Here is a 21,051-nt window from a genome sequence, read left to right on the forward strand (position 1 = left end):
TGAAGCCCACCCGAGCGGGCAATTCGGAAAAGAAGCACAGCAGGCGGTACCCGCGACGAAACACCCGCACGGAAAGGAGTGGCGGCCATGGCAGGGGGCGCCCCCCGGTTCTTCGTCTCGCACGTCTCCGGCGTCGCCGTCTTCGATCCGGCCGGCGACCAGGTGGGGCGCGTGCGCGATCTGGTCGTCATCCTGCGGCCCGGCCGGCGTCCGCCGCGGCTGCTCGGCCTGGTGGTCGAACTCTCCACCCGCCGCCGCATCTTCCTGCCCATGAACCGGGTGACCGCCGTGCAGTCCGGCCAGGTCATCACGACCGGGGTGCTCAACGTGCGGCGCTTCGAGCAGCGGCCCACCGAGCGGCTCGTCTTCGGTGAGCTGCTCGACCGGCGGGTGACGCTCGTGGAGAGCGGGGAGGAGGTCACCGTCCTCGACCTGTCGGTGCATCAGCTGCCGGCCCGCCGCGAGTGGGAGATCGACCGGGTGTTCGTGCGCAAGGGGAAGAAGGGCGGCGCGTTCCGGCGCGGCAAGGGCGAGGCGCTGACCGTCGAATGGTCCGCGGTCACCGGGTTCTCCCTGGAGGAGCAGGGGCAGGGCGCCGAGAATCTCCTCGCCACCTTCGAACAGCTGCGCCCCGCCGACCTCGCCAACGTCCTGCACCACCTCTCCCCCAAGCGGCGCGCGGAGGTGGCCGCCGCCCTCGACGACGACCGGCTCGCCGACGTGCTGGAGGAACTGCCCGAGGACGACCAGATCGAGATCCTCGGCAAGCTGAAGGAGGAGCGCGCCGCCGACGTCCTGGAGGCCATGGACCCCGACGACGCGGCCGACCTGCTCGGCGAACTGCCCGAGGCGGACAAGGAGCGGCTGCTGAGCCTGATGCAGCCCGACGACGCCGCCGACATGCGGCGCCTGATGTCGTACGAGGAGCACACGGCGGGCGGTCTGATGACGACCGAGCCGATCGTGCTGCGACCCGATGCCACCGTCGCGGACGCCCTCGCCCGGATCCGCGAGCCGGACCTCTCCCCCGCGCACGCCGCGCAGGTCTACGTCTGCCGTCCGCCCGAGGAGACACCCACCGGCAAGTACCTGGGCACGGTCCACTTCCAGCGCCTGCTGCGCGACCCCCCGTACACGCTGGTCGGCTCGATCCTGGACGACGACCTCCAGCCCCTGGACCCGGACGCGGCGCTGCCCGTGGTCGCCGGGTTCTTCGCCACCTACGACATGGTGGCGGCGCCCGTGGTCGACGAGACGGGGTCGCTGCTGGGCGCGGTGACGGTGGACGACGTACTGGACCACATGCTGCCCGAGGACTGGCGGGAGACCGAGTTCCACCTCGACGAGGGGGTGGTGACCGATGGCTCCTGAGCGCGACGGCGTGCGCGAGCGCATGCCGGCGGGCGCCACGGCCGCCGGACGGCCGCGCACGCCCCGTCTGGACCAGCCGCGCCCTCCCCGGCGCCGCATCCTGCCCGAGTGGGACCCGGAGGCCTTCGGGCGGCTCTCGGAGAGCGTCGCCCGGTTCCTGGGCACCGGGCGGTTCATCGTCTGGATGACGTTCGTCATCATCCTGTGGGTGGTGTGGAACGTGTCCGCGCCGAAGGAGCTGCGCTTCGACGAGTACCCGTTCATCTTCCTGACCCTGATGCTGTCCCTGCAGGCCTCTTACGCCGCCCCGCTGATCCTGCTCGCGCAGAACAGGCAGGACGACCGGGACCGGGTCAACCTGGAGCAGGACCGCAAGCAGAACGAGCGGTCGATCGCGGACACCGAGTACCTGACCCGGGAGATCGCCGCCCTGCGGATCGGGCTCGGGGAGGTGGCCACCCGGGACTGGATCCGCTCGGAGCTCCAGGACCTGGTCAAGGAGCTGGAGGGGCGCCAGAACGGGCACAAGGACCATCACGGGTCCTTCCCGGCGATGCGGGCGGAACACCCGCCGGGACGTGACGCAGACGACCGCTGACATCCTTACCGGCGGGTGTACCCCGCGCCGTACCATCGTCTCTATGGCTACGGAAGACGCGGTGCGCGAGGCACTGGCGACGGTGAACGACCCCGAGATCAACCGGCCCATCACCGAGCTCGGGATGGTCAAATCGGTGGAGATCGGTGCGGACGGTGCGGTCGCGGTCACCGTGTACCTGACGGTTTCCGGCTGTCCCATGCGGGACACCATCACGCAGCGCGTGACCGACGCGGTCTCCCGGGTCGAGGGCGTCACCCGGGTCGACGTGACGCTGGACGTCATGAGCGACGAGCAGCGCAAGGAGCTGGCCAGCGCCCTGCGCGGCGGCCAGACCGAGCGCGAGGTGCCCTTTGCCAAGCCGGGCAGCCTGACCCGGGTCTACGCGGTCGCCTCCGGCAAGGGCGGCGTCGGCAAGTCGTCGGTGACGGTGAACCTGGCGGCGGCGATGGCGGCCGACGGCCTGAAGGTCGGTGTCGTGGACGCCGACATCTACGGCCACTCGGTGCCGCGCATGCTGGGCGCCGACGGACGCCCCACCCAGGTGGAGAACATGATCATGCCGCCGTCTGCGCACGGCGTGAAGGTCATCTCCATCGGCATGTTCACCCCGGGCAACGCCCCGGTGGTGTGGCGCGGCCCGATGCTGCACCGCGCGCTCCAGCAGTTCCTGGCGGACGTGTACTGGGGCGACCTGGACGTGCTCCTCCTGGACCTGCCGCCCGGCACCGGCGACATCGCGATCTCCGTGGCCCAGCTGGTGCCGAACGCCGAGATCCTCGTCGTCACCACGCCCCAGCAGGCGGCGGCCGAGGTGGCCGAGCGGGCGGGGTCCATCGCCGTGCAGACGCACCAGAAGATCGTCGGCGTGGTCGAGAACATGTCCGGCCTGCCCTGCCCGCACTGCGGCGAGATGGTCGACGTCTTCGGCACGGGCGGCGGCCAGACGGTCGCCGACGGCCTGACCCGCACGACCGGTGCGAACGTGCCGGTGCTCGGCGCCATCCCGATCGACGTCCGGCTGCGCGAGGGCGGCGACGAGGGCAAGCCCGTGGTGCTGTCCGACCCGGACTCCCCGGCGGGCTCGGCGCTCCGCTCGATCGCCGGCAAGCTCGGCGGGCGGCAGCGGGGCCTGTCGGGCATGTCCCTGGGGATCACCCCACGCAACAAGTTCTGAGGGTTTCCATGCGGAGGGGCGCCGTCCGGTGTGGACGGCGCCCCTCCGCGTACCCGCTCAAGCGTCTCCGCGTACCCGCTCAGGCGTCGTACGCGGCGATGTTCTTCACCACGGCGAAGCCGAGGCCGTACGCGCTCATGCCCCTGCCGTACGCGCCCACGTGCACGCCCTCCTGCGTGGAGCCCGCGAGCACCCAGCCGAACTCGGACTCCCGGTAGTGGAACGGCGTCGGCACCCCGTCCACGGGCAGGGACAGCGTCGACCAGTCCTCGCCCTCCAGATCGTCCGCGAGGACCCAGGCCGTCTCCGTCTGCTGGTCCAGCCAGTCGTCGCGCAGGGAGTGGTCCATCTGGCCGGGCCAGGTGAAGGACAGCAGCCCCACCCCGGCGAGCCAGGCGGCGGAGGAGACCGAGGTGGCCTCCAGCAGACCGGTGCCGTCGGCGCTGCGGCGCACCGGGGTGGCGGCCACGGTCACCACGACCGCGAACCTCTCCTTGGTCTCCTGGTCGCTCCCGGCCGTGTACTCGCTGCGCACCGAGGGCTCGTCGCCGTGCCCGAGCGATCCGTGCGCGACGGCTCCGTCGGCCGCCAGTCCGACCTGCATCAGCCAGCGCGGTCCCGTGAAGGCCTCGTCGAGGCCGTACCAGGGGAAGGGCGCACGCAGGTAGCCGTCGACCGTACGCCGGACGGAGGGGACGTGCTGTCCGTCCTCCGTGGCCGGCGCCTGCGCGACTGCCCGACTCGTCGTCTCCATGTGCCCGGACGCCTCCTCAGCTCTCGTCGGACCGGGCGGCCCGCCCCCCTTCGGGCGTACTCGTCCGTTCCGCACAACAACTCGGCAGCATAGCCACCTTGACGCCACAGGCTGGAAAACCGCCCGGCGCGTGGGCCGCACGGACGCCCTGATCAGGTCGTGCGCGGCCCGGGTGGAGTATGAAACGCGTCACGTACGCGCGGGGGCGCACGCTCCCACGCGCCCGGCTCAGGTGGCGTCCGCGTCGAAGGGCGGGCGGTCGTCGGCCGCCGGTGTCACGGGCTTCTTGGTCATGTCCACGCGGCCGTCGGCCGAGCCGGAGGCGGACGACGGGGAGGAGTCGGTGTCGCGGCCGTGGACGGCGTCCGTGACCTCCGCCATCTCCTTCTTCAGGTCGAAGCCGTTACGGATCTCCTTGAGCCCCAGGTCGTCGTTGTCCAGCTGCTTGCGGATGAACGTCTTGGGGTTGAGGTCCTCGAACTCGAAGTCCTTGAACTCCGGGCCGAGCTCCTGCCGGATGTCCTGCTTGGCGTTCTCCGAGAAGTCCCGGATCTTCCGGATCGTGCGCGTCACGTCCTGGATGACCTTGGGGAGCTTGTCCGGACCGAAGACGAGCACGGCGAGGACGATGAGCGTCACCAGCTCGAGCGGTCCTATGTCATTGAACACCTGAAGCTCCTCGCGATGCCTTCGGTCCTCGGTCCTCGGGGCGGCCTGCGGTCTTCCGTGGTCCGGGCCGGGTCCACGGTACCCGGCCACCCCGTGCGTCCGGTACCGTCCCGGGGCTCATCCGCCTCAGTCGCCCTCCGAGGAACCGAGCGTCAGGGTGACCGTCCGCTCGTCGCCGTCCCGCTGGAGGGTGAGCTCGAGGCGGTCGCCGGGGCGGTGGGCGCGGGTCTTGACGATGAGTTCCTCGCCGGAGTGGACGCGCCGGCCGTCGACCTCCGTGATGACGTCGCCGGCCTTGATCCCGGCCCGGTCGCCGGGACCGCCGGTGCTGACCGGGGGTCCGCCGTCGCTGCCCTTCTCCGCGACGCGGGCGCCGTCACCGCCGTACTCCATGTCGAGGGTGATGCCGATCACCGGGTGGCTGGCCTTCCCGGTGTTGATCAGTTCCTCGGCGACGCGCTTGCCCTGGTTGATGGGGATGGCGAAGCCGAGCCCTATGGAGCCGGACTGACCGGCGTCGGGGTCGGCTCCGCCGTCGGCGGAGCGGATGGCCGAGTTGATGCCGATCACCCGGGCCTCGGCGTCGAGCAGGGGGCCACCGGAGTTGCCCGGGTTGATCGGCGCGTCGGTCTGCAGGGCGTCGACGTACGACACGTCGCTGCCGTCGCCCTTGTCGCCGCCGGCGGTGATGGGCCGCTCCCTGGCGCTGATGATGCCGGAGGTGACGGTGCCGGCCAGGTCGAAGGGGGCGCCGATGGCGACGACGGGGTCACCGACCCGCACGTTGTCGGAGTTGCCGAGCGGCAGGGGGGTGAGTCCGCTGACGCCCTTCACCTTCACGACGGCGAGGTCGTAGCCGCTGTCCCGGCCCACGACGGTGGCTTCGGCGGTGTCGCCGCTGTGGAAGGTGACGGTGATCTCGCCGTCGTCCCCGGCGGGTTCGACGACGTGGTCGTTGGTGAGGATGTGGCCGCGCGCGTCGAGCACGAAGCCGGTGCCGGTGCCGGCCTCGCCGGCGCCGCTGACGTGCAGGGTGACGACGCTGGGCAGTGCCTGTGCGGCGATCCCGGCGACGCTGCCGGGGGCGCGTCCCGACGCCTCCTTGTCGGCCTGCGGCAGCTCCACGGTGCCCACGCCGCCGTTGCGCTCCAGATACGTGCCGACGATCCCGCCGATGCCGCCGGACACGAGCGCGAGCAGCAGTGCGGCGCCGACGAGCACCCGCCGGGCCCGTCGGCGCTTCTGCTTCTCACTGACCACGGTGGGCCCGGCCTGCTGCAACGGCGCGGCAGCGGCGGCAGCCGCCCAGGGGTCGTAACGCCCCCAGGGGTCGGCGGCCGGGGCACCCTGGGCCGGGGGCACCTGGGTGTCCGGGTGCGCTTGCGCGGGGATGACGGACGCCGTGGGAACACCGTGCGGCGCCCTGTCCGTCACGGCGGGGGCGCTGTGCGGTGCGGGGGTGCCGTACGACGCCGTGCCCAGGTCCGAGGGGGGCGCCGGGGGCGCGTCCTGCGGTGCGGGCGTGCCCTGCGGTGCGGTGCCCGGACCCGAGGGGGGTGCCGGGGGTGCGCCCTGCGGTACGGGGCCGACGTGGGACGCCGCGTCCGGGGCCGCGGGAGGGGCCGCGAGCGCCATGCCGTGCGCGGGTGTCGCCGCCGGGTGCTGTACGGGCGGGGCGGGTGCCCAGGGGCCCGGTTCGCCGTACGGCGGGGTGCTGTAGGGGTCGGGGTCGTGCAGGGGCCTCTGCTGCTCGGCGACGGGGGGCCCGAAGGCCACCGGCGGCGGGTCGGAGACCGCGGGGGCGGGGACGGCCGGGGACGGGGATCCGACGGAGGCGCCGGACGCGCCGGGGGACGGGACGGCCGGGGACGCGGACTCGACGGAGGTGGCGGCCCCCGTGAGGGAGGCGCCGGGGGCCGGAACGGCCGAGGACACGCCCCCGACGGGCTCGCCGGGGACATCGGCCCCGGCGGCAGCGGCACCGAGCGCCGGGGCCGGTGCGTCGGAGGCCACCGGCTCGGGGGCTCCGGGGGCGGGCTCGAGAGGCCGGCCCTCGGAGTCCTCGGGCCGCAGGGGGCGGTCCAGTTCGTAGTCGCCCCGGTGGTCGTCGCCCGCGGCGGCCGGCTCGCGGTCCGGGCGGGCCAGTTCGAAGTCGCCGTCGTGCCCCTCGGGACGCGTGGTCGACTCCTCCCCCGGTGGGCCCGGCTTCCCCTCGTTCATGCTCTCCCCACGGCTGGACACGGCACCGCGCGACGGCGGCGGCCGCGAAACTACTGGCTCGGCACCCGGCTGGGCCTGGGCGCGCCCCCTGGATTCAATCAGGTTCGCGCGCCCCTGCGCACTGGACGGTTCAGCGGGACGTCGGCGTGGGGACCGGTGTCGTGCCGGCGGTGGCGAGGCCGGGTTCCTTGAGCCCGGCGGAGACGGCCCACGTGGTCAGGGTGAGCGGCGGGGTCGAGGTGAGCGGTCGTATCAGCGGGGACAGGGTCGTCGCGCCGCCCGTCATCGGTGTGCCCGGCACGGGGTGGCGCTCCGTCGGCGCCGGGACCCCGGGCAGCAGCGGCGCGGAGACCGCGGTCGGGGCGGCCGGGGTCTTCGCCGCCGCGCTCTGGCCCGTCAGCTGGCCCAGCAGCGGTCCCACGCCGCGGCGCCGCTGGGACTCGGGCATCGCCGTGCCCGCGCCCTGCGTGCGCATCGGCGTGACGTTGCTGCCCTTGCCCGCACCGCGCGCCTCCGTGTCGGTGGGCGTGCTCGTGGTGACTCCGCCGAGCGCGATCGCGGCCAGCGACACCGCCCCGGCGGCGACGAACGCGAACCGCAGCCCGCGGGAGGACGGCCGGTCGGTCTCGTGGCGGCTGACGTCGTGGAGGGCGAAGTCCCGGCCGCCCGCGACGGCCGGCAGCGCCGGCTCCTGCCGCCGGACGGGCACGTAGGCGAACTCGAAGCGCTCGCTCCGCCTGGCCCCGAAGACCCCGGAACCCCCGCCGAACCGCCCCGGCGTACCGCCCGGCATTCCTCCGCCGCCCAGCGGCGAGCCGCCGTCACCGAGGTCGCCCCCGGCCGGCAGCCCTTGGAGGCGGGCCAGGAAGCTCTCGGAGGGCGGCGGGGGCGCCGCCTGGGCGAACACGTTCTTCAGACGGCGCTGCGCGTCCACCTCCGCCCTGCACTTCGCGCAGGTGGCGACGTGTGCCAGTACGCGCTCGCGCGCGTCATGACCGAGCTCTCCGTCCACCAGGGCGGAGAGTCGGTCTCCCAGGTGCTGCTCTGCGAGGTGTCCCTCGGAAGACTTCGGCTGTGAACCGCTCACGCGCTCGCGCCTCCTCCTCCCAGTGCGGGAACACGCGGCACGAAGGAGCGGCGCTCCGTGCGCGCCTTGGGCGAGCGGTGCGCGAGGGCCTTGCGCAGCTGGGAACGGCCGCGGTGGATCCGGGACCGGACGGTGCCGAGCTTGACGCCCAGGGTGGCCGCGATCTCCTCGTACGACAGGCCTTCGATGTCGCACAGGACGACGGCGGCGCGGAACTCGGGGGCGAGGGTGTCGAGGGCCTGCTGGACGTCCGCGTCGAAGTGGGCGTCGTTGAACACCTGCTGCGGCGTGGGCTCCTTGCTGGGCAGCCGCTCGGCCGCGTCCTCGCCCAGCGCGTCGAAGCGGATGCGCTGCTTGCGGCGGACCATGTCCAGGAAGAGGTTGGTGGTGATGCGGTGCAGCCAGCCCTCGAAGGTGCCCGGCGTGTACGTCGACAGGGAGCGGAAGACGCGGACGAAGACCTCCTGGGTGAGGTCCTCGGCGTCGTGCTGGTTGCCGGTGAGACGGTAGGCGAGCCGGTAGACCCGGCCGCTGTGCATGCTGACGATCTCCTCCCAGGTGGGCGGAGTCCACGCCTGCCCGTCCGCGTCGGTGGAGAAAGTCGCGGTCTGGGCCGGGTCGCCGGCGCGGTCGTGGTCAGCAGCGGTGTCGTTCACGGATTTCGGCCTGCCTGCCGATCCGAGGAAGCGCCGCAGCACTCCTCCGCGATCCACAGGCGCAGCCGCACCTCCCCTGTCGGCTCTGGTGGTGTCCAGTGGAGCCCCTACCATAGCCACCTCGCCCGTTAGCTCCGGATAAGCGGTTTTACGAGAATTTGATCTGGGCTGCCACGGCTCGTACGGCTGCGTCAGCACTTGCTCGGCGCCCTCGTCCACTCCCTGCCCCCCGTCACGGCACACGCCACTTGCACATCCCTTTAAACGACCGGTCCCATCTGCGGGTTCCCGACGCCAACGGATACAGTCACGCCCAGGCATCCACGGGGACAGGAGAGGGTCATTACCGCCAACCGGCAGACGAGCTGGGCGTTCGCCGACGCCTATGTCGCCGAGGACGAGGCGCTGCACTGGGCCCGGGAGCGGGCCCGTGTCGCAGGGCTGCGCTCGGTGTCGCCCGGCACGGGCGCGGCACTGCGGTTGCTCGCCGCCAGCGTGGACGCCAAGGCGGTCGCGGAGATCGGCACCGGCTGCGGGGTCTCCGGGATCCATCTGCTGCACGGGATGCGGCCGGACGGGGTGCTGACCACGGTCGACCAGGAGCCGGAGCACCAGCAGTCCGCCCGGCAGGCCTTCCGCGACGCCGGTTTCGCCGGGAACCGGGCCCGGTTCATCCCCGGTCGCGCGCTGGACGTCCTGCCCCGTCTCGCGGACGCCGGCTACGACCTGGTCTTCTGCGACGGCGACCGGCAGGAGTACCAGGACTATCTGGCCGAATCGTTGCGTCTGCTGCGCCCGGGAGGCCTGGTCGCCTTCGAAGGGGTCTTCGCGAACGGACGCACGGTGGACTCCGGACCGCAGCCCACGGAGGTGCTGCGGCTGCGGGAGCTGGTGCGGACCGTGCGCGAGAGCACGGAACTGGTGTCGTCGCTGCTGCCGGTGGGGGACGGGCTCCTCTGCGTCGTCAGGCGGTGACCGGCGGACGCGGTCCGCTCCCCTCCGCCCGGACGCGAAACAGCCGCCCCGGCACCGCGTGCGGCGCCGGGGCGGCTGAAAGGGTATGGTCGCTTGCGCGTCAGCCGACGACCTTCTTGAGGGCGTCGCCGAGCGCGTCGGCCTCGTCCGGGGTCAGCTCGACGACGAGCCGACCGCCGCCTTCGAGCGGAACGCGCATGACGATGCCCCGCCCCTCCTTGGTCACCTCGAGCGGGCCGTCGCCCGTCCGCGGCTTCATGGCCGCCATGCTCGTTCCCCTTCCTGAAACCCAGCTAAACCGTCTGAGCCGACGGCCCACTGAAGGGCACCTGCGGTCCTTGAAGCAGGACACACGCCACCGGCATCGAACACATTGCTTCCAGGCCATTATCCCGCATGGCGGGACCCGATGACCAACATCGGTCGGCATCGCTTGGGCAACGCGCGCGAGCAAAACCACTCAATTCGGCGATGTGGCTGCGATACTGCACCGCCGCACGCAGTCCCGGCGATCGGAAACGAACAGGAATTGTTTGACGCAGGTCACACGTCGGCCGTCCACCATGGTCGGTGATCTCCGTCATGCTGTCTGGCAGACGGGGCGTACCGGCCGGTAGGTCCCGAGCCGCCACACGGAGGGACACACCATGGCCGACACCGTGCTCTACGAGGTGAGCGACGGGCTCGCGACGATCACGCTCAACCGCCCGGAGGCGATGAACGCGCTGAACGTCGAGGCGAAGGTCGCCCTCCGGGACGCGGTACGGACCGCCGCGGACGACGACGCCGTACGGGCCGTGCTGCTGACCGCGGCCGGGGACAGGGCGTTCTGCGTCGGGCAGGACCTCAAGGAGCACATCGGGCTGCTGATCGAGGACCGGGAGACCGGTTCGGGGCAGACGATGAGCACGGTGCGCGAGCACTACAACCCGATCGTGAAGGCGATCGCCGGGGCCGCGAAGCCGGTGGTCGCGGCGGTGAACGGGGTCGCGGCGGGCGCCGGCTTCGGCTTCGCGCTGGCCGCGGACTACCGGATCGTCGCGGACACCGCGGCGTTCAACACCTCGTTCGCCGGGGTCGCGCTGACCGCGGACTCCGGGATCTCCTGGACGCTGCCCCGTGTGATCGGCCCCGGGCGCGCCACCGACCTGCTGCTCTTCCCGCGCAGCGTCTCCGCGCAGGAGGCGTACGAGCTGGGCATCGCCAACCGGCTGGTCCCGGCGGCGGAGCTGCGCGCGGAGGCGGAGAAGGTGGCGCGGGCGCTGGCCGAGGGTCCGACGGTGGCGTACGCGGCGCTGAAGGAGTCCGTGGCGTACGGGCTGAGCCACTCGCTGGCGGAGGCCCTGGAGAAGGAGGACGAGCTCCAGACCCGGGCGGGCTCCTCGGAGGACCACGCGATCGCGGTGCGGGCGTTCGTGAACAAGGAGAAGCCGAAGTACTCGGGCCGCTGAGCTCGGGGCCACAGCGCCGTCGGGGGCCGCGGGTCCGCTGTGGTCGATCGCGCCCACGCGGCGGAGCCGCACATCGATACAGCCCCGCACCCCTTTTAAAAGGCGCTTCTCGCCACGCACGTCTCCAGGTGGTCGTTCACCAGCCCGCAGGCCTGCATCAGGGCGTACGCCGTGGTCGGGCCGACGAAGCGCAGGCCCCGCTTCTTCAGGGCCTTGGACAGGGCCGTCGACTCCGGGGTCACCGCGGGGACGTCGGCGAGGGTCCGCGGTGCCGGCCGGCCGGCCGGGTCGGGGGCGTGGGACCAGATCAGGGCGTCCAGGTCGCCGGGCGCCCATCCGGCCAGTTCGCGCGCGTTGGCGAGGGTCGCGTCGATCTTGGCGCGGTTGCGGATGATGCCCGTGTCGGCCAGCAGCCGCTCGCGGTCGGTGTCGGTGAACTCCGCGACCGTGGCGATCTTGAAGTCGGCGAAGGCGGCGCGGAAGCCGGGGCGGCGCCGCAGGATGGTGATCCAGGACAGACCGGACTGGAACGCCTCCAGGCTGAGGCGCTCGAAGAGGGCGTCGTCGCCGTGGACCGGGCGGCCCCACTCCTCGTCGTGGTACGCCACGTAGTCCGGGGTGGACAGGGCCCAGGGGCAGCGCGGAAGGCCGTCCGGGCCGGCGGGGGCGGCTGCCTGCTCGCTGACGACCGCTTCCTCGCTCACCGCTGCCTCCTCGCTCACTGCTGCTCGTCCTCGTGGTGCGGGGCGGGCTTGTCCATGGAGAGGTGGGCCGCGGCGGCGCGGGCGCCGGCCAGCGCGGACTCCAGGTCGGCGATCCGGGCGTCGCGCTCGGAGAGCTCCGCGCCGAGGCGGCCGAGGGCGTCGTCCACGTCGGCCATGCGGTAGCCGCGGACGGCGAGCGGGAAGCGCAGGCCGTCCACGTCCGCGCGGTCGACCGGCCGGTCGGGCGGCAGGGTGTCCCGCAGACGCTCGGGGGCCGCCTCGGGCAGCGGGCCGTTGTCACCGCCGCCCACCACGGCGAGGGTCACCGCGGCCACCACGACGGCGAGCGCGACGACCAGGAACAGGAACATAACCATCGCCGGGGCCCCCACGGTCGGATGAGTCGGAGTCGGATGTGTGGCTCCGATCGTGCCATGCGAGTCTGACAGTCGGGGCCGCCGGGCGTTCGTGAGGCGGCCCGGGACGGGATCGTACGAGGAAGAGGTCACAGGGGATGCTCAGGCTGGGCAGGCGGGAATTCGCACCGCACGAGCGGGTCATCATGGCGATCGTGAACCGGACCCCGGACTCCTTCTACGACCAGGGCGCCACGTTCCGCGACGAGCCGGCGCTCATGCGGGTGGAGCAGGCGGTGGCGGAGGGCGCCGCAATCATCGACATCGGCGGGGTGAAGGCCGGGCCGGGCGAGGAGGTCACGGCCGAGGAGGAGGCGCGGCGGACGGTCGGCTTCGTCGCCGAGGTGCGGCGGCGCTTCCCGGACGTCGTGATCAGCGTGGACACCTGGCGGCACGAGGTCGGCGAGGCCGTGTGCGAGGCGGGCGCGGACGTGCTGAACGACGCGTGGGGCGGGGTCGACCCGCGGCTCGCGGAGGTCGCCGCGCGGTACGGCGCGGGGCTGGTGTGCACCCACGCGGGCGGTGCCCAGCCGCGGACGCGGCCGCACCGGGTGACGTACGACGACGTCATGGCCGACATCCTCGAGGTGACCGTGGGGCTGGCGGAGCGGGCGGTCTCGCTGGGGGTGCCGCGGGAGTCGGTGATGATCGATCCCGGGCACGACTTCGGGAAGAACACGCGGCACAGTCTCGAGGCGACCCGGCGGCTGGGGGAGATGGTCTCCACCGGGTGGCCGGTGCTCGTTTCGCTGTCCAACAAGGATTTCGTCGGCGAGACGCTGGACCGGCCCGTGAAGGAGCGGGTGGTGGGGACGCTGGCGACGACGGCGGTGTCGGCGTGGCTGGGGGCGCAGGTGTACCGGGTGCACGAGGTGGCCGAGACCCGGCAGGTGTTGGACATGGTGTCGGCGATTGCCGGGGAGCGGGAGCCGGCTGTCGCTCGGAGGGGGCTGGCGTAGGGGCTTTTTTCGCCCCCGCCGCCCCTTCCCTTCCCGTCCCGTCCCGTCCCGTCCCCGGGGGGCTCTGCCCCCCGGATCCCCCTGCCTTTGCCCACCCACCGCCCGACTCCGGAGTCGGAAAGGCGCCCTCGAAGTGCCCTTCCGCCGGCCTCTAGCGGCCCGCCTCCTTCGAGACCAGGGCCACCGCCTCGTCCACGTCGTCCGTGACGTGGAACAGCAGGAGGTCCTTCTCCGCCGCCTTGCCCTGGGCGATGACCGTGTGGCGGAGCCAGTCGACCAGGCCGCCCCAGTAGTCCGTGCCGAACAGGACGATGGGGAAGCGGGTGACCTTCTGGGTCTGGACGAGGGTCAGGGCCTCGAAGAGTTCGTCCAGGGTGCCGAGGCCGCCGGGCAGGACCACGAAGCCCTGGGCGTACTTGACGAACATCATCTTGCGGACGAAGAAGTACCGGAAGTTCAGGCCGATGTCGACGTAGGGGTTGAGCCCCTGCTCGAAGGGCAGTTCGATGCCCAGGCCGACCGAGACGCCCTTCGCGTCGCACGCGCCCTTGTTGGCCGCCTCCATGGCTCCCGGACCGCCACCGGTGATCACCGCGAAGCCCGCCTCGACCAGGCCCCGGCCGAGCCGGACGCCGGCCTCGTACTCCGGGGAGTCCACCGGTGTGCGCGCCGAGCCGAAGACGCTGATGGCGGGCGGGAGCTCGGCGAGCGTGCCGAAGCCCTCGATGAACTCCGACTGGATGCGCAGCACCCGCCAGGGGTCGGTGTGGACCCAGTCGGACGGAGCACGCTCGTCCAGCAGCCGCTGGTCGGTGGTGCTCGCCTGCACCTGGTCCCGCCGGCGGAGGACCGGCCCCAGGCGCTTCTCCTCCGGCGGCTGCTGCTTCCCCTCGGGGTTGCCGGTAGCCATGTGCGCTCCCTCCGTCGTGCCAGTCGTTCCACCTCAGCGTAGATCTACGCGGGTTACGTCCGAGGGACCTGAGCATGTCCGGCACGCAGCGCCGCAAACCCCGTGCGCGTCACGCCGTCAGCCAGGACCGCAGCCGCTCCTCCCCCGCGAGGATCTTCGCGGTGTCCACGCGCTCGTCCCGCTTGTGCGCCAAGTGGGGGTTGCCGGGACCGTAGTTGACCGCCGGGATGCCCAGCGACGAGAAGCGGGAGACGTCCGTCCAGCCGTACTTGGGCTGCGGGGTGCCGCCCACCGCCTCGATGAAGGCCGCCGCGGCCGGGTGGGACAGGCCGGGCAGCGCCGCGCCGCTGTGGTCGTCGACGACGAAGTCCGTCACTCCGCAGTCCGCGAAGACCTCGCGGACATGGGCGAGGGCCTCCTCCTCGCTGCGGTCGGGGGCGTAGCGGAAGTTCACGGAGACGACGCATTCGTCGGGGATGACGTTGCCGGCCACTCCCCCGGAGATGCCGACCGCGTTCAGGCCCTCGCGGTACTCCAGTCCGTCGATCACCGGGTAGCGCGGTTCGTAGGCGGCCAGCCGGGCGAGGATCGGGGCGGCGGCGTGGATCGCGTTGGAGCCCATCCAGCTCCGCGCGGAGTGGGCGCGCTCACCGGTGGTCCTCAGCAGCACCCGCAGCGTGCCCTGGCAGCCGCCCTCCACCTGTCCGTCGGAGGGTTCGAGGAGCACCGCGAAGTCGCCCTCCAGCCACTCGGGGTGCGCCTCGGCCACGTGCTTCAGGCCGTTGAGGTCGGCGGCGACCTCCTCGTTGTCGTAGAAGACGAAGGTCAGGTCGCGGTTGGGGGCGGGGACCGTGGCCGCGATGCGCAGCTGGACGGCCACGCCGGACTTCATGTCGCAGGTGCCGCAGCCCCACAGCGTGCCGTCGTCGTCGAGCCGGGAGGGGACGTTGTCCGCGATCGGGACCGTGTCGATGTGGCCGGCGAGGATCACCCGCTCCGGGCGCCCCAGCCGCGTACGGGCCACGACGTTGTTGCCGTACCGGTCGACCGTGAGGTGCGGCAGGGCGCGCAGCGCGTCCTCGATCGCGTCCGCGAGCGGCTTCTCGGTGCCGCTGACGGAGGGGAAGTCGACGAGCTGCGCGGTCAGGCGCGCGGCGTCCAGCGTGAGGTCAAGCGGGGTGTCGGCCATGCGGTCGACCCTAGCGCGCCGGGAGTCCAAACCACTGTCCGCACCTGACTCACATGGAACCGTACTCTCCAGTACCTTGTACGCGTGCCAGAGCCGTCTCTTCCTTCAAAGCGCACGCGTCGCGGCCGTTTCCTCCGCTGGAGTGCGGGCCTCGCGGTGCTGTCCGCGGTCGCCGGATACGTCGTGGTGCGGTACGACGCCGGGAGCGCGGGTGACCCGGGCTGCAAGGTCGTGTCCGGCAAGGGCGACGGGGCGACGTACGAGTTCACGCCCGAGCAGGCGGTGAACGCGGCGACGATCACCGCCGTGGGCACCGCGCGCGAGCTGCCCGAGCGGGCGGTGACGATCGCGCTGGCGACCGCGCTGCAGGAGTCGGCGCTGCGCAACATCGACCACGGCGACCGTGACTCGCTGGGCCTGTTCCAGCAGCGTCCCTCGCAGGGCTGGGGCACGCCGGAGGAGATCATGGACCCGGTGTACGCGGCGGGGAAGTTCTACGAGCACCTGGAGGAGGTGCCGGGCTACACCCGGCTGCCGCTCACCGTCGCCGCGCAGCGGGTGCAGCGCAGCGGCTTCCCGCAGGCGTACGCCAAGCACGAGCCGGACGCCGCGCTGCTGGCCGCCGCCCTCACCGGGCGCTCTGCGGCGACGCTGACCTGCGAGGGCCGTCCGGCGGCGACACGGGCGGCGGGTGCGGACGCGGTGCGTGCCGCGCTGGCCCGGGACTTCGGGCGGGACACCCTGGAGCCGGCCGGTGCCGAGGTGGGGGCGGCGCCCTCGGCTCCGGCGAGCGCTCCGGCGGACCACGGCGACCCCGACGAGGGGACCGTGCGGCTTCCGGTCACGGCCGAGGAGGGTGCCGACACCGGGGCACGCGGCTGGCAGCTGGCGCACTGGGCCGTGGCCAACGCCTCCGAGCTGCGCGTGAAGCGGGTGTCGTACGCGGGACGGGAGTGGACGGCCGGGAACACCGACAGCCGGTGGCGGACGACGGACGGCAAGAACGCGGAGGGCTCGGCCGACGGCGCGGACGTCGTGACCCTCACGACCGTGCCGTAGCCCGACCGCGCAGGCGTGCGGGGGGTCACCCGTAGGCGTCACGTGCGGCCGATAATGCGACGCATTGCCAACTCTTTGCGTTGCCCCGCCGCAACCTTCCCGGCGGTCGAGCGGTAGTCACGGCGTCATCGTTCTCTCCCGTCGAAGGAGCACCATGTCCCTCCCCCTGACCCGTCGGATCGCCCGTGCCGCGCTGCTCGTCGCTGCGGGAGCGGCTGCCGGGGTCGGTGCGGCCGGTTCCGCCAGTGCGGCTCCGGAGCTGCCGGCCGCCCAGAACCTCGGCGGACTGACCGCTGTCGACGGGGCCGCCGGCAGCGCCGTGGACGACGTGACGAAGGACGTCACGAAGACCACGGGTGGCGCCGACAAGGTGGCGCCGGCCACCGGTAAGACCGTGAAGAAGGCCGCCAAGTCCCTCACCAAGGACGCGCCCGTGAAGGACCTGCCGGTCGGCTGAGGTGTCGGCCTGCGGCCGGCTTCTGTCACGGCGACGGGGTCCGGGGATCTCCCGGGCCCCGTCGTTCGCGTGTCCGGCCCGGCGGTGGTCGCAGCCGGGTCAGACGGCGAGTCGGGTCACTGCCGCGCGGACGCGTTCGTCCGTCGCGGTCAGGGCCACGCGGACGAAGTTCTCGCCCGCCGGGCCGTAGAAGTCGCCGGGGGCGACCAGGATGCCCCGCTCGGCGAGGTGGGCGACCGTGGTCCAGCAGGACTCGTCCCGGGTGGCCCACAGGTAGAGGCTGGCCTCGCTGTGCTCGATGCGGAAGCCGTGGGCGAGGAGGGCCTCGCGCAGGGCGGTGCGGCGGGCCGCGTAGCGCTCCCGCTGGACGCGGACGTGCTCGTCGTCGCCCAGGGCCGCCACCACGGCCGCCTGGGTCGGCGCGGAGGTCATCATCCCGCCGTGCTTGCGGATCTGCAGCAGCGGACCGAGGACCGCCGGGTCACCGGCCAGGAACGCGGCGCGGTAACCGGCGAGGTTGGACCGCTTGGAGAGGGAGTGGACCGAGACGATGCCGTCGTACGACCCGCCGTTGACGTCGGGGTGCAGCACCGAGACCGGGTCGGCCTCCCAGCCCAGCTCGATGTAGCACTCGTCGGAGAGGACGAGGACGCCGTGCTCGCGGGCCCAGGCGACGATCCGGGTCAGCTCCGCCTTGGACAGCACCCGGCCCGTCGGGTTGGACGGGGAGTTCAGCCAGAGCAGCTTCAGGCCCGCCGGGTCCAGCTCGGTCGGATCGTCGTAGACCTCGTACCCGGCGCGGGCGAGGCGGGCGCCGACCTCGTACGTCGGGTAGGCCAGGCGCGGGAAGGCCACCTTGTCGCCGGGGCCGAGGCCGAGCTGGGTGGGGAGCCAGGCGACCAGTTCCTTGGAGCCGACGACCGGCAGGACGTGGTGGTGGGTGACCCCGCGGGCGCCCAGCCGGCGCTCCACCCAGCGGGTGAGCGCGTCGCGCAGCTCCGGGGTGCCCCAGACCGTGGGATAGCCCGGGGAGTCCGCCGCGGCGATCAGGGCCTTCTGGATCGGCTCGGGCACCGGGTCGACGGGGGTGCCGACCGAGAGGTCGACGATGCCGTCGGGGTGCGCGGCGGCCGTCTTCTTGTAGGGCTCCAGCTTGTCCCAGGGGAAGGTGGGCAGCCGGTCGGAGACTGCGGACACGGGTACGGGCTCACTTTCTGGTCCGGCAAACGCCTCGGTCCCGTACGGCGATCGGGAGGATCGGGCCGTACGGGACCGAGGCGGCACGTCGATGCGGGGCCGCTTTCGCGGGACGGCTACGCCTGCGGCGGCAGCGCGGCGACGAACGGGTGGTCCCGCTCGATCAGGCCGAGCTTGCTGGCGCCGCCGGGCGAGCCGAGCTCGTCGAAGAACTCGACGTTCGCCTTGTAGTAGTCCTTCCACTCCTCCGGAGTGTCGTCCTCGTAGAAGATCGCCTCGACCGGGCAGACCGGCTCACAGGCACCACAGTCGACGCATTCGTCCGGGTGGATGTACAAGGACCGCTGGCCCTCGTAGATGCAGTCGACCGGGCACTCCTCGATGCACGCCTTGTCCTTCACGTCGACACAAGGCTGCGCGATGACGTAGGTCACGCTGTCGTTCCTCCTCGATAGGGCGCTGGCGGGCCTCCTCAGGCTCCGCCGCCTGGCGCGCGGGAGCGCGGCGTCGTCGATGCCCGCCCCTAGTATCTCCGTTCTTGGGCATGATCCGAACAGGAGGGGTGAACTGACCTGTGGAAATCTCTGCCGCCGGGCGCCTCGAGGTCCGTATCACCACTGCTGACGTGGGGAAACGGGTCTCCGTACGGAGCTTGATCGAACATGGTCCCCCGGGTGAGAGGTTCACCGACACGGTCGGTGTTCTCACATCATGGGACAACGGTGTGCTGCGGATCACAAGGAAGAGCGGGGAAAGTGTCCGCATCGCGGAGTCCGCGCTGGTCGCGGGCAAGGTCGTGCCCTCCGCCCCGGCGCGTCGGCGCGGTCCCGCGGCCTCGTACGAGGAGCTGGCGCGGGTCTCCGCGCGGGCGTGGCGGCCCGTGGAGAGCGAGCGGCTCGGCGAGTGGGAGCTGCGGGCGGCAGTCGGGGAGGTGCCGCGCGATGGGGATCCCCCCGGGCATTCGGCTCCGGGGGAGCGTCCATGGGGGGCGGTGGCCGGGCGACGGGTGGGATTCACCCGACGGGCCAACTCCGTGCTGCCGCTCGGTGACCCGGGCGTGCCGCTCGACGAGGCGCTGACGGCCGTGCGCCGCTGGTACGCGGTGCGCGGGCTGCCCGCGTACGTGCAGACCGCGACCGGTGCCGAGGGGACGCAGGAGCTGCTCTGCGCGGAGCTGGAGCGGCGGGGCTGGGTCCGGGAGGTGACCGCCGAGCTGTGGGTGGGTCCGCTGGCGCCGGTCGCCGACCTGGGCGGGGAGCCGTCCGGGGTCGTGCTGTCGCGGGAGGCCGACGAGGCGTGGCTGGCCCGGTATCAGCGCAAGGGGGTGGGCGAGGTGGCCCTGCGGGTGCTGGGGAGCGGGGCGTCGGTGTGGTTCGCCACGGTGCCGGGCGTCGGCACGGACGCGCCGGCCGCCATCGGGCGGTGTGTCGTGGACGGGCGGTGGGCCGGCTTCGCGGCGGTCGAGGTGGATCCGGCACGGCGGCGGCGCGGGCTGGCGACCGCCGTGATGGCCGCGCTGGCCCGGCGGGCGCTGGACGAGGGCGCCTCGGCCGCCTGGCTCCAGGTCGAGGACGACAACGCGGGGGCGCGGGCGCTGTACGCCGGTATGGGCTTCGCCGCGCACCACGCGTACCACCACTACCGCGCGCCGGAATCGTCGGCTCCGGCGGGTGACGGAGCACCGTGAGCGGGCACGAACCGGGTATGCGCCCTCCGCATCCCCCGTCGCCCGAGCGCTCCGCGGAACTGCGCCGGCGGTTCGCCGAGGAGGCCCGCTGCGAGCGGCCGGACCTGTCCACGCTGTGCCTGCTGATCGGCGCGGAGGCGGACGGCGCGCTGGACGAGGCGGGCATGGACGCCGTGGAGGTGGAGCTGGACCGGCTGGCCGGTGAGCTGCCCTACCGGCCCGGTTCGCCGCACGCGTGGGCGCTGGCGCTGCGGGAACTGCTGGGCGGGCGGTACGGCTTCCACGGCGTTCCGGACGACTACCGGCGGCTGGAGTCGTCGCTGCTGCACGAGGTGCTGCGGCGGCGGCGCGGGCTGCCGATCCTGCTGTCGGTGGTGTGGATGGAGGTGGCCCGGCGGGCGGGGGCGCCGGTGTACGGGGTCGCGCTGCCGGGGCACTTCGTCGTCGGATTCGGGGAGCCGGGGGCGGGGGCGGGGCAGGTGCTGGCCGATCCGTTCGACGGAGGGCGGGTGCTGACCGGGGCCGACGCGGAGCTGCTGGTGGCGGGGGCGACGGGGGCGGCGCTGGACGCGTCGATGCTGACGCCCGCCGGGGTGTTGGACGTCGTCCTGCGCGTTCTGAACAACGTGCGGGCGTGGGCGGCGGCGCGGCCCGAGCAGTCGGGTGTGGGGCTGTGGGCGGTGGAGCTGTCGCTGCTGCTTCCGTCGCATGCGGCGCGGCTGCGGTACGAGCGGGCGCGGTTGCTGGTGCAGCGGGGGGAGTTCCTGGCGGGCGCCGGGGAGCTGGAGGCGTACGCGGAGGTGGTCGCCGCGGTGGACGAGGCGGCCGGGGAGCAGGTGCGGAGGGAGGCCCGTGCGGCACGGGCGCTGCTGAACTGACGTCCGTCGGTGGGGGCCGGGGGGTTCGCGCAGCCCTGCGCTCGCGGGGGCGCCTCGATGATCCTCGGCGGCAAGCTCGGCGACCGGTTCGGCCGACGCCTGTACCACCTCGTCGGCGTCGGCGGATTCGTCGTCACCTCGGTCGCCATCGGCCTGGCCGGCGGCATCGAGGGCGTCATCCTCTTCCGTGCCCTGCAGGGCCTGTGCCGCGGCATCCTCATGCCCAACACCCTGGGCATCCTGCGCGCCGTGTTCCCCCCGGGGAGGTTCGGGCTCGCGGTCGGCATCCGGGGCGTGGTCTCGGCCGTCTCGACCTCGCTGGGCCCGATCACCGGCGGCCTGCTCGTCGAGCACGTCGACTGGACGTGGGTCTTCTACATCAACGCGCCGATCGGTGTCGTCACCCTGGTGTTCAGCGCGACGGTCCTCGCCGAGTCCAGGAACTCCGCCGGGGACCAGCGCTTCGACATCGCCGGCGTCGTCCTGCCCGCCGCGGGTCTGCTCGCGCTCGTCTTCGGCGTCGTCAAGGGCGAGACCTGGGGCTGGACCTCCGCCGGAACACCGGAGCACACCGGACAGAAGAGCGGTGCCGCACGGATCCGTGCGGCACCGCTCCCGTGTGTGCGGAGACCGGCAC

At 72.9% G+C, this 21,051-nt stretch carries 22 protein-coding genes and 1 pseudogene; 11 read left to right on the top strand and 12 right to left on the bottom strand.

Annotation, left to right across the window (positions count from 1 at the left end; all coding sequences use genetic code 11):
- Positions 1–87 precede the first annotated feature (87 nt).
- The 3 genes from AB0A94_RS35020 to AB0A94_RS35030 are packed head-to-tail and all read left to right on the top strand — an operon-like array spanning position 88 to position 3,146.
- Positions 88–1,371, top strand: coding sequence for a CBS domain-containing protein (locus AB0A94_RS35020; RefSeq protein ID WP_361750550.1), 1,284 nt, complete (start codon positions 88–90; stop codon positions 1,369–1,371).
- Complete coding sequence (locus tag AB0A94_RS35025) at positions 1,361–1,969, top strand: DUF1003 domain-containing protein (protein ID WP_361750552.1); 609 nt, start codon at positions 1,361–1,363, stop codon at positions 1,967–1,969. The genes AB0A94_RS35020 and AB0A94_RS35025 overlap by 11 nt, the downstream gene beginning before the upstream one ends.
- Before the next feature lie 43 nt (positions 1,970–2,012).
- Entirely contained in the window at positions 2,013–3,146 is a 1,134-nt protein-coding gene (locus AB0A94_RS35030; RefSeq protein ID WP_106412590.1) for an Mrp/NBP35 family ATP-binding protein, read from the top strand.
- Positions 3,147–3,225: 79 nt separating this feature from the next.
- Here AB0A94_RS35030 and AB0A94_RS35035 read toward each other — a convergent pair whose 3' ends face one another.
- The 5 genes from AB0A94_RS35035 to sigE form a co-directional block, all read right to left on the bottom strand.
- A complete protein-coding gene (locus AB0A94_RS35035) occupies positions 3,226–3,900 on the bottom strand; it encodes a hypothetical protein (protein WP_361750554.1) in 675 nt (224 codons plus the stop codon).
- 228 nt (positions 3,901–4,128) lie between these two features.
- Entirely contained in the window at positions 4,129–4,569 is a 441-nt protein-coding gene (locus AB0A94_RS35040; protein ID WP_361750556.1) for a sec-independent translocase, read from the bottom strand.
- A gap of 126 nt (positions 4,570–4,695) precedes the next feature.
- Positions 4,696–6,789 (bottom strand): trypsin-like peptidase domain-containing protein, encoded by a 2,094-nt coding sequence (locus AB0A94_RS35045; RefSeq protein WP_361750558.1) that lies wholly within the window; start codon positions 6,787–6,789, stop codon positions 4,696–4,698.
- Between the two features lie 130 nt (positions 6,790–6,919).
- The gene (locus AB0A94_RS35050; RefSeq protein WP_361750560.1) at positions 6,920–7,876 is read right to left on the bottom strand and encodes a zf-HC2 domain-containing protein; all 957 of its coding nucleotides are present in this window, start codon (positions 7,874–7,876) and stop codon (positions 6,920–6,922) included.
- Entirely contained in the window at positions 7,873–8,532 is a 660-nt protein-coding gene (sigE, locus tag AB0A94_RS35055; protein ID WP_361750562.1) for an RNA polymerase sigma factor SigE, read from the bottom strand. Before sigE ends, AB0A94_RS35050 begins: the two co-directional genes overlap by 4 nt.
- 276 nt (positions 8,533–8,808) lie before the next feature.
- Between sigE and AB0A94_RS35060 the strand changes: the two genes are divergently transcribed.
- The gene (locus tag AB0A94_RS35060; protein ID WP_361750586.1) at positions 8,809–9,507 is read left to right on the top strand and encodes an O-methyltransferase; all 699 of its coding nucleotides are present in this window, start codon (positions 8,809–8,811) and stop codon (positions 9,505–9,507) included.
- 100 nt (positions 9,508–9,607) lie between these two features.
- Here AB0A94_RS35060 and AB0A94_RS35065 read toward each other — a convergent pair whose 3' ends face one another.
- Positions 9,608–9,775: a DUF3117 domain-containing protein gene (locus AB0A94_RS35065; RefSeq protein ID WP_003966491.1), complete on the bottom strand. Its 168-nt coding sequence runs from the start codon at positions 9,773–9,775 to the stop codon at positions 9,608–9,610.
- A 379-nt stretch (positions 9,776–10,154) separates the two neighbouring features.
- Here AB0A94_RS35065 and AB0A94_RS35070 point away from each other — a divergent pair, with 379 nt between their 5' ends.
- Positions 10,155–10,958, top strand: coding sequence for an enoyl-CoA hydratase-related protein (locus AB0A94_RS35070; RefSeq protein ID WP_361750564.1), 804 nt, complete (start codon positions 10,155–10,157; stop codon positions 10,956–10,958).
- Positions 10,959–11,053: 95 nt separating this feature from the next.
- Here the strand turns inward: AB0A94_RS35070 and AB0A94_RS35075 are convergent, their stop codons facing one another.
- Positions 11,054–11,662 (bottom strand): DNA-3-methyladenine glycosylase I, encoded by a 609-nt coding sequence (locus tag AB0A94_RS35075; protein WP_361750566.1) that lies wholly within the window; start codon positions 11,660–11,662, stop codon positions 11,054–11,056.
- 14 nt (positions 11,663–11,676) lie between these two features.
- Positions 11,677–12,033 carry a DivIVA domain-containing protein gene (locus AB0A94_RS35080; RefSeq protein ID WP_361750588.1) on the bottom strand — a complete coding sequence of 119 codons (357 nt, stop codon included), beginning with the start codon at positions 12,031–12,033 and terminating at the stop codon, positions 11,677–11,679.
- 143 nt (positions 12,034–12,176) lie between these two features.
- On the opposite strand from AB0A94_RS35080, the gene folP reads away from it, so the two are divergent.
- Complete coding sequence (folP, locus tag AB0A94_RS35085) at positions 12,177–13,037, top strand: dihydropteroate synthase (protein ID WP_361750568.1); 861 nt, start codon at positions 12,177–12,179, stop codon at positions 13,035–13,037.
- 151 nt (positions 13,038–13,188) lie between these two features.
- Here the strand turns inward: folP and AB0A94_RS35090 are convergent, their stop codons facing one another.
- Entirely contained in the window at positions 13,189–13,947 is a 759-nt protein-coding gene (locus AB0A94_RS35090) for a TIGR00730 family Rossman fold protein (protein WP_361750570.1), read from the bottom strand.
- Between the two features lie 109 nt (positions 13,948–14,056).
- A complete protein-coding gene (gene dapE, locus AB0A94_RS35095; RefSeq protein ID WP_361750572.1) occupies positions 14,057–15,136 on the bottom strand; it encodes a succinyl-diaminopimelate desuccinylase in 1,080 nt (359 codons plus the stop codon).
- Between the two features lie 84 nt (positions 15,137–15,220).
- Here dapE and AB0A94_RS35100 point away from each other — a divergent pair, with 84 nt between their 5' ends.
- Both AB0A94_RS35100 and AB0A94_RS35105 read left to right on the top strand, forming a co-directional pair.
- Positions 15,221–16,195, top strand: coding sequence for a heavy metal transporter (locus AB0A94_RS35100; protein WP_361750574.1), 975 nt, complete (start codon positions 15,221–15,223; stop codon positions 16,193–16,195).
- 154 nt (positions 16,196–16,349) lie between these two features.
- The gene (locus tag AB0A94_RS35105) at positions 16,350–16,652 is read left to right on the top strand and encodes an ATP-binding protein (protein WP_361750576.1); all 303 of its coding nucleotides are present in this window, start codon (positions 16,350–16,352) and stop codon (positions 16,650–16,652) included.
- Positions 16,653–16,751: 99 nt separating this feature from the next.
- On the opposite strand, the gene AB0A94_RS35110 is transcribed toward AB0A94_RS35105, so the two are convergent.
- Positions 16,752–17,849, bottom strand: a complete 1,098-nt coding sequence (locus AB0A94_RS35110) for a bifunctional succinyldiaminopimelate transaminase/glutamate-prephenate aminotransferase (protein ID WP_361750578.1) — start codon at positions 17,847–17,849, stop codon at positions 16,752–16,754.
- Between the two features lie 116 nt (positions 17,850–17,965).
- The gene (gene fdxA, locus AB0A94_RS35115; RefSeq protein WP_005480604.1) at positions 17,966–18,283 is read right to left on the bottom strand and encodes a ferredoxin; all 318 of its coding nucleotides are present in this window, start codon (positions 18,281–18,283) and stop codon (positions 17,966–17,968) included.
- Positions 18,284–18,423: 140 nt separating this feature from the next.
- Between fdxA and AB0A94_RS35120 the strand changes: the two genes are divergently transcribed.
- The 3 genes and pseudogenes from AB0A94_RS35120 to AB0A94_RS35130 form a co-directional block, all read left to right on the top strand.
- Positions 18,424–19,536 carry a GNAT family N-acetyltransferase gene (locus tag AB0A94_RS35120; protein ID WP_361750580.1) on the top strand — a complete coding sequence of 371 codons (1,113 nt, stop codon included), beginning with the start codon at positions 18,424–18,426 and terminating at the stop codon, positions 19,534–19,536.
- Between the two features lie 17 nt (positions 19,537–19,553).
- A complete protein-coding gene (locus tag AB0A94_RS35125; protein ID WP_361750582.1) occupies positions 19,554–20,414 on the top strand; it encodes a transglutaminase-like domain-containing protein in 861 nt (286 codons plus the stop codon).
- 51 nt (positions 20,415–20,465) lie between these two features.
- Positions 20,466–20,975, top strand: a pseudogene (locus tag AB0A94_RS35130) (MFS transporter); the annotation flags it as partial.
- Positions 20,976–21,051 lie beyond the last annotated feature (76 nt).

Source organism: Streptomyces sp. NPDC044984, assembly GCF_040646935.1.
Taxonomy (GTDB): Bacteria; Actinomycetota; Actinomycetes; order Streptomycetales; family Streptomycetaceae; genus Streptomyces.

Bases quoted from the DNA above. Each gene is read 5' to 3' on its own strand.
- AB0A94_RS35020 (WP_361750550.1), top strand. From the start codon at position 88: ATGGCAGGGGGCGCCCCCCGGTTCTTCGTCTCGCACGTCTCCGGCGTC.
- AB0A94_RS35025 (WP_361750552.1), top strand. From the start codon at position 1,361: ATGGCTCCTGAGCGCGACGGCGTGCGCGAGCGCATGCCGGCGGGCGCC.
- AB0A94_RS35030 (WP_106412590.1), top strand. From the start codon at position 2,013: ATGGCTACGGAAGACGCGGTGCGCGAGGCACTGGCGACGGTGAACGAC.
- AB0A94_RS35035 (WP_361750554.1), bottom strand. From the start codon at position 3,900: ATGGAGACGACGAGTCGGGCAGTCGCGCAGGCGCCGGCCACGGAGGAC.
- AB0A94_RS35045 (WP_361750558.1), bottom strand. From the start codon at position 6,789: ATGAACGAGGGGAAGCCGGGCCCACCGGGGGAGGAGTCGACCACGCGT.
- AB0A94_RS35065 (WP_003966491.1), bottom strand. From the start codon at position 9,775: ATGGCGGCCATGAAGCCGCGGACGGGCGACGGCCCGCTCGAGGTGACC.
- AB0A94_RS35070 (WP_361750564.1), top strand. From the start codon at position 10,155: ATGGCCGACACCGTGCTCTACGAGGTGAGCGACGGGCTCGCGACGATC.
- AB0A94_RS35080 (WP_361750588.1), bottom strand. From the start codon at position 12,033: ATGTTCCTGTTCCTGGTCGTCGCGCTCGCCGTCGTGGTGGCCGCGGTG.
- folP (WP_361750568.1), top strand. From the start codon at position 12,177: ATGCTCAGGCTGGGCAGGCGGGAATTCGCACCGCACGAGCGGGTCATC.
- AB0A94_RS35090 (WP_361750570.1), bottom strand. From the start codon at position 13,947: ATGGCTACCGGCAACCCCGAGGGGAAGCAGCAGCCGCCGGAGGAGAAG.
- dapE (WP_361750572.1), bottom strand. From the start codon at position 15,136: ATGGCCGACACCCCGCTTGACCTCACGCTGGACGCCGCGCGCCTGACC.
- AB0A94_RS35105 (WP_361750576.1), top strand. From the start codon at position 16,350: ATGTCCCTCCCCCTGACCCGTCGGATCGCCCGTGCCGCGCTGCTCGTC.
- AB0A94_RS35125 (WP_361750582.1), top strand. From the start codon at position 19,554: ATGCGCCCTCCGCATCCCCCGTCGCCCGAGCGCTCCGCGGAACTGCGC.